General features: G+C 57.5%; 5 protein-coding genes. All 5 read right to left on the reverse strand.

The window, feature by feature from the left end; translation table 11 throughout:
- Nucleotides 1–407: alpha/beta fold hydrolase (locus tag NW819_RS02600; RefSeq protein WP_414412797.1), on the reverse strand; the 407-nt coding region annotated here is incomplete at its 3' end.
- A gap of 23 nt (nt 408–430) precedes the next feature.
- On the reverse strand, nt 431–655 hold the full coding sequence (gene infA, locus NW819_RS02605; protein WP_011434173.1) for a translation initiation factor IF-1: 225 nt from the start codon (nt 653–655) through the stop codon (nt 431–433).
- Between the two features lie 130 nt (nt 656–785).
- Complete coding sequence (gene map, locus NW819_RS02610) at nt 786–1,559, reverse strand: type I methionyl aminopeptidase (RefSeq protein ID WP_414344308.1); 774 nt, start codon at nt 1,557–1,559, stop codon at nt 786–788.
- A gap of 38 nt (nt 1,560–1,597) precedes the next feature.
- Nucleotides 1,598–2,179 (reverse strand): adenylate kinase, encoded by a 582-nt coding sequence (locus tag NW819_RS02615; protein ID WP_414328926.1) that lies wholly within the window; start codon nt 2,177–2,179, stop codon nt 1,598–1,600.
- A complete protein-coding gene (gene secY / locus NW819_RS02620) occupies nt 2,179–3,477 on the reverse strand; it encodes a preprotein translocase subunit SecY (RefSeq protein ID WP_414412798.1) in 1,299 nt (432 codons plus the stop codon). Before secY ends, NW819_RS02615 begins: the two co-directional genes overlap by 1 nt.
- Nucleotides 3,478–3,536 lie beyond the last annotated feature (59 nt).

Below are 3,536 nucleotides of genomic sequence, written 5' to 3' on the forward strand. Positions count from 1 at the left end.
GCAATGACGTGACACGGTCGCCCGATCACCTCCTGGACAAAATCCCCGATCATCTCGGCATAGAGGCTGCCGGTGTACTTCAAATCTGGACGTTCTGAGTTGCCCCACCCCAACAAATCCAGAGCATAGACTTGATGGTGCTGCCCCAGCTCCGCCATAATGGCACGAAACTCATAGCTGGAGGAGCCTGCCCCAATGCCGTGCACCAGCAACAACGGCTGGCCGGATCCCATGACCTTGTAAAACAGGCGATGGCCGCGCCAGAAGTGATGCCTTTCCTCTCCCGGCAGCAGGCTCTGCAGAGGCTGAGTTTGGGAAGAGATCCAAGCGTTGAAAACGGCTAGAGCACCCAACCCGCCGACAGTAGTCCAGAGCCCGATCTTGAGAACTTGGCTCAGCTCTTTCATCCTCAGCAGCCCAGCTAGGGAAGCTACTTTTTCTTAAGGCGGTAGGTGATGCGCCCTTTGTTGAGGTCATAGGGGCTCAGCTCCACCTTAACCCGGTCGCCGGGCAAGATCTTGATGTAGTTGCGGCGAATTTTGCCGGAGATATGAGCGAGCACGTTGAAGCCGTTGTCCAGATCCACTCGGAACATGGCGTTGGGCAGGGATTCCGTAACAACCCCCTCCATTTCAATGGCATCTTCCTTAGACAATGAGCCCTCCCAAAAACGACATAACAAACAACAGAACAATCCACAGCCGCGACGACACGCGCTGTTAAGAAATGAAAATATACTCCATCTCTTCTATCCTAACCGTTGCAGTCCTTCATCAGGGGATCGCTTAGGACTGAAAAGGCGTGCGATCGGTCAAAATTTCTGCTCCAGACTCGGTAACCAAGACCGTGTGCTCAAACTGAGCTGACCAAGAGCCATCTACTGTGACCACCGTCCATTGGTCTGGCAACACTCGGGTTGCCTCTCCCCCCGCATTCACCATCGGCTCAATGGCCACTGTCATGCCGGAGCGCAGCTTGGGATTGGGCAGATCGCGGGTGCGATAGTTGGGAAACTGCGGCTCCTCGTGCAGGTTGCGCCCCACCCCGTGGCCGACATACTGCTTCACCACAGAATAGCCCCGCCCCTCGATGTAATCTTCAATGGCACCCGAGACATCCTGAAGCCAAACGCCGTGGCGCACACAGTCGATGCCCGTCTGCAGGGCTTTGGCCGCAGTATCGATCAGATCCCGAGCTGCGTCGCTCAGGGGTTCCAGGCCGATGGTGATACAGGAGTCCGCATGCCAGCCCTCGACGATGGCACCAAAATCCACTTTGACCACATCTCCCGGCTGCACCACTTTACGGGGACTGGGGATCCCGTGCACCACCTCATGGTTGACACTGACACAGACGCAGGCGGGAAAGCCGTAGTAGCCCTTGAAACTGGGCAAAGCATTAAGTTGGGCCACCCGTCTCTCGGCATAGGTATCGATATCTGCCGTGGTCCAGCCCGGCTCCAGGCGCTCCGCGATCTCCTGCAATACTTGGGCCACCACCCGACCGGCCCGGCGCATTTTTTCCACTTCGCGGCGAGATTTGATCTCAATAAGCTGCATGCCCCGCCGCTGGGAGGGATTTCCAGCTCCTGCTCTGATCACGCCGTCCTCCTGAAGCCTTCCAGAAGAGCCTGCAGATGTTCCTGTACGGATTCCACCGGCTGGTTGCCGTTGACCCGTTGCAAGCGCCCCTTGGCCTCATAAAAATCGATCAGGGGAGCCGTCTGCTGCCGATAGACCTCCAGACGCTTGAGAATCACCGACCGATCCGCATCATCGCTGCGCCCCTGTTCCTTGCCCCGGGCCAGCAGCCGGGCCACCACCACCTCATCCGGCACCTCCAAGTTGAGGACGTAGTCATAATCTTGGCCCAGCTCTTGCAGCAGCTCTTCCAAGGCTTCTGCCTGGGCTAAGGTGCGAGGAAATCCATCTAGGATCCAGCCCTGCTCTGGAGATTGCTGCAACTGCCCCTTCACCATTCCGATCAGCACCTCGTCAGGCACCAGCTCTCCCGCATCCATGTAAACCTTGGCCTGGCACCCCAGGGGCGTTTGGGCTTTCACCTCGGCCCGCAACAGATCGCCTGTGGAAATTTTGGGCGTGTGGTAAATGGCCGCCAGCCGCTCCGCCTGTGTACCTTTGCCCGCCCCCGGCGGCCCCAGAAAGATCAACCTCGGCACTACTGTTTGACCATCCCTTCGTAGCGTTGTGAGATGACATAAGTCTGGATCTGCTTGGAGGTCTCGATCGCCACCCCCACCAAAATCAGTAGCGAGGTCGCCCCCAAACCTTGGAAAGTGGTGATGCCGGTTGCCCGTTCCACCGTCGTCGGGATGATGGCCACCGCGCACAGGAACAGAGCCCCCAGCAGCGTCAGGCGGTTGAGGATCCCTTCGACATACTCGGCAGTGGCCTTGCCCGGGCGTACCCCTGGAATGCTGGCCCCCATCTTCTTCAAGTTTTGAGCCAGATCCACCGGGTTGATGAGCAAAGAGGCGTAGAAGTAGCTGAAGAAGAGGATCAGCACGAAATAGAAGGGAATGTAGAACCAGGAGGTGGGGGATAGGAAGTTGGCCACCTGCACCAAAGTCAGGTTTTGGGTGTACTGGGCCAAGGCCAAAGGCAGAGACATCACCGAGTAGGCGAAGATGATCGGCATCACCCCCCCTTGGTTTAGCCTCAGGGGCAGATAGCTTTTCTGCTCGCGGAACAGCTTGTTGCCCACCTGGCGCTTGGCGTAGACGATAGGGATCTTGCGGCTGCCCTCTTGGACAAAGACAATGCCGACAATGGTGACCAAAAAGATTGCCAGCAACAGCAAGATGCCACCGATGGTGCTGCTATCGGCACGGGCCAGGCTAATAGTCTGTCCGAGGGCACGGGGCAGAGTGGCAACAATGTTGACGAAGATCAAGAGCGAAGGGCCACTTCCCACCCCTTTCTCCGTGATCATCTCTCCCAGCCACATCACAAACAGGGATCCCGCCGCCAGAGCCAGGGTGGTGGAGGCCATGAAGGCCAACTCATTGGTGGTACTGGCAAACTCCCGCACCCAAAAGGAAATGCCAATGCCCTGGATGATGGCCCAAACCAAGGTGACATAGCGGGTGTACTGAGAAATCTGCCGCCGCCCCTGTTCTCCCTCGTTTTTCTGCAGGTTCTCCAAGGCTGGAATGGCCGAGACCAGCAACTGCATGATAATTGAGGCATTGATGAAGGGCAGGATCCCAAGGGCGAAAATTCCCAAAGCAGAAATCCCCCCGCCGGAGAAGACATCCAGCAAGCCAAACACAGGGCTGTTGGCAGCTTCGGCAGCAAAGCGGGCCCGATCGATACCGGGAATGGGGATGTAAATGCCCAGTCTGACCAACAGCAGCAAGCCCAAGGTGAGAAACAGACGGCTGCGCAGGCCAGAGGCCATAGCCATCTGCATAAAGGTCTCTTGGGCAGAGGGGGCGGAGCCTCGTGTGTCAACCATAGGGAAGAGAATCTCGCGGGAGCAAAAGGTAAGGTGAGCTATCTACCACTCTACGCTGC

Origin of the sequence: Synechococcus sp. R8-2 (genome assembly GCF_047461715.1) — a bacterium.
Lineage (GTDB): Bacteria > Cyanobacteriota > Cyanobacteriia > Thermostichales > Thermostichaceae > Thermostichus.